Annotated in this window: 4 protein-coding genes; 1 reads left to right on the top strand and 3 read right to left on the bottom strand. The window is 66.8% G+C overall.

Annotated features, from left to right (window positions below; genetic code table 11):
- The 3 genes from ACLL9L_RS09190 to ACLL9L_RS09180 all read right to left on the bottom strand — a co-directional run.
- Positions 1–549: ATP-binding cassette domain-containing protein (locus tag ACLL9L_RS09190; RefSeq protein WP_411284347.1), on the bottom strand; the 549-nt coding region annotated here is incomplete at its 3' end.
- A complete protein-coding gene (locus ACLL9L_RS09185) occupies positions 546–1,589 on the bottom strand; it encodes an ABC transporter permease (protein ID WP_411284346.1) in 1,044 nt (347 codons plus the stop codon). The genes ACLL9L_RS09190 and ACLL9L_RS09185, both read right to left, overlap by 4 nt.
- Before the next feature lies 1 nt (position 1,590).
- Positions 1,591–2,697, bottom strand: coding sequence for a substrate-binding domain-containing protein (locus ACLL9L_RS09180; protein WP_411284345.1), 1,107 nt, complete (start codon positions 2,695–2,697; stop codon positions 1,591–1,593).
- Between the two features lie 147 nt (positions 2,698–2,844).
- On the opposite strand from ACLL9L_RS09180, the gene ACLL9L_RS09175 reads away from it, so the two are divergent.
- The coding region (locus tag ACLL9L_RS09175) for a LacI family DNA-binding transcriptional regulator (RefSeq protein WP_411284348.1) at positions 2,845–3,102 on the top strand (258 nt) is incomplete at its 3' end.

Raw genomic sequence — 3,102 nt, 5'->3', positions numbered from 1 at the left:
GACGGCCTGTCGCTGACCACCCGAGAGGGTCTCGACGGCCTGACCCATGTTCTGGATCGTCTGGATGCCGAGACCCTGGACCGACGCGCTGGCCCGCTCCCTCATGCCCTTCTTGTCAAGCATCCGCAGGACCGAGCCGAGCGGGCCGGGACGCCGCTCCTCCCTGGCCAGGTAGAGGTTGCTCGCGATGTCGAGCGCGGGGATGACCGCGAGGGTCTGGTAGACCGTCTCGATCCCGGCGTCACGGGCGTCCTGCGGCTTCTTGAAGGACACCGGCTGGCCGTCGAGCGTTATCTCCCCGGCATCGACGCTGTAGGCGCCGGACAGGCACTTGATGAGCGTCGACTTGCCAGCCCCGTTGTCCCCGATGATCGCAAGGACCTCCCCCGGATAGAGCTCGAGGTCGACCCCGTCGAGCCCGACGACCCGGCCGAAGGTTTTGACGATGCCCTTGGCCTGGAGGACCGGCGTGCGGCCCCCACCAGCCTGCGGGGCAAGCACGGATGACGGGACCGTCGCGCCGGTTGGCGCCTCCCGGGCGATGCTCATGTCTTGACCTTCCTGATCCACTGGTCGATGGCAACAGCCACGATGACAAGGACGCCGACGGCGAGGACGCGGAACTGCTGGTCCACCCCCGCGAGGGACAGGCCGAACTGGAAGGCGTAGACGATCAGGGCCCCGAGCAGTGTCCCGACGACCCCACCCCGGCCGCCGAAGAGGCTTGTGCCGCCGATGACGACCGCCGTGATGCTGTCGAGGTTGCCCGTGCTGATGGCGTTCGGTGTGGCTCCACCGGATCGCCCGATGAGCACCCAGGCGGCGATGCCGAAGATCAGCCCGGCGACCGTGTAGACCGAGAGCAGGACGCGCTTGCTGGCGATGCCGCTGAGGCGTGCCGACTCCGGGTCGTCCCCGACGGCATACACGTGTCGCCCCCACGCCGTCTGGCTCAGCGCGAACCCGACGACGAGGTACATGAGCAGGACGATGACGACGCCTACGGTCACCCTGAACCCGCCGACGGAGAAGCTCTGCCCGGTGAAGTTGATGACGTCGGGCAGCCGGTTGTCCTGGATGCTCGACCCGCCGGAGTAGAGCAGGGCCACAGCGGTGAAGATGCTCAGCGTGCCCAGCGTGACGATGAACGGCGGCAGGTTGATGCGGGTCACCAGCATCCCGTTGAGCCAGCCCGCTCCGAGGCCGAACGCGACCCCGATCACCAGCGCAAGAATGCCAGGGACACCGTTGTTTGCTGCCAACGACGCCATGATCATCGTCGAGAGGATCGCGATGGCGCCCACTGACAGGTCGATCCCGGCGGTGAGGATGATCAACGTCTGTCCGAGGGCCAGCGCAGCCACCACCGCGGTCTGCTGGACGAGCAGCGACAGTGAGTTCGCCAGGATGAACCTCGGGTTGATGATGGAGAAGACGATGACCGTCAGGATGAGCAGGATCAGCGGGCTGAGCCACGGGTGCGCGTGCAGGAGGTGCTGGACCCGCTGGGCGGGGCTCTGCGAACGACGAGAGAGCTCAGCCTGAGCGGCGCTGTGCCCGCTCCCGCCGGCCGTCGTGGTCGTCGACACGTCAGCCCCAGCAGATCTTCGACGCGTCGTCGCTACTGATGCTGTCCACCCCGTCGGCCTTCTTGTCGGTGACGAGGGCAACACCGGTGTCGAAGAAGTCGAGGCCCCCAGAGGTCTTCGGCTTCTCTCCACCCGTGGCGATCTTCTGGATCGCCGCCATCCCCAGCTGCGCCATCTTCAGCGGGTACTGCTGGGCCGTAGCTCCGATCGTCCCGTCCTTGACCGACTTCACGCCGGCGCAACCACCGTCGACCGAGACGATGAGCGCGGTCTTGCCCTGGGCCTTGAGCGCGGCGCTCGCGCCGACCGCTGCCGGCTCGTTAATCGTGTAGACGAGGTTGATGTCGGGGTTCTTCGTCAGGCATTTCTCCATCGCGGACCTGCCCCCGTCCTCGGCGCCGTTGCTGGCCTCGTTGCAGGCGATGACGTAGGTGCCGCCCGAGTACTTGCCGGTCTTTTCCTCGTCGCCGTTCTTCTTCTTGTCCTTGGTGTCGATGCCCATGCCGGTGAGGAAGCCCTGGTCGCGGTTGTAGTCGACGGAGACGATCTTGTCGCTGAAGAGGTCGAGCAGGGCGATCGTCGCGGGCTTGCCGGCGAGCTGCTTGCCGGCCCACTGACCGATGAGCGTGCCGGCCTTGAAGTTGTCCGTCGCGAACGTGATGTCGACGGTCTCCGCCGGGTCGGGCGGGGTATCGAGGGCAATGACGAAGAGGCCGGCGTCGCGGGCCTTCTTCATCGCGGAGTTGACCCCGGTCGACATCGGGGTGATGAGGATCCCCTTGTCGCCCTTCGCGATGGAGTTCTCGATCGCGGTGATCTGCCCCTGGTCGTCGCCCTCCTGCTTGCCGGACGCGATCGTGAGGGTGATGTTGCCGGCCTTGGCGGCCTCCTCCTTGGCGCCCTTCTGCATGGCAACGAAGAACGGGTTCGACGAGTCCTTCGTGATCAGGGCGACCCCGATCTTGTCCCCGCCGCCACCACCTGTCGCGGCGGCGCCCCCTCCTGTGCTGCCCGAGCCGCTGCTGCACGCGGCGAGGGTAAGAGCCACGCTGGTCGCCGAGGCGATCATCATCAGGCGGGTGGTACGGGGACGAATGGCAATGCTCATGGTGACCTCCGGGCTAGACAACGTTGTCAGGACCCAGTTATAGCCCGACCTTGCACACAGGTCAACGGTTGTGGCTCAATTGGGACCATGCCGATGACAACGATGTCAGGCGACGGTCCAGATGGCCCGCGACCTGGCCGGGCCACGATGCGCGACGTGGCCGCCCTGGCCGGGGTCAGCCTCAAGACCGTGTCCCGGGTCGTCAACGAGGAGGCCGGGGTCTCGCCAGACCTGCGTGACAAGGTCACCCAAGCCGTCGAGCGGCTCAACTACCGACACAACCTCACGGCGAGCAACCTGCGCCGCGGCCGGGGTGGCACCGGGGTCATCGGCGCGCTGCTGCAGGACGTCAGCAACAGCTTCTCCTCGAGTCTGCTCCGGGTCCTCGAGGACACGGTTCGCGGC

The sequence above is a fragment of the Lapillicoccus sp. genome, assembly GCF_046595215.1.
GTDB lineage: Bacteria > Actinomycetota > Actinomycetes > Actinomycetales > Dermatophilaceae > Lapillicoccus.
The sequence above is the reverse complement of the archived record's forward strand: the minus strand, read 5'-3'. Positions and strand labels throughout refer to the sequence as shown.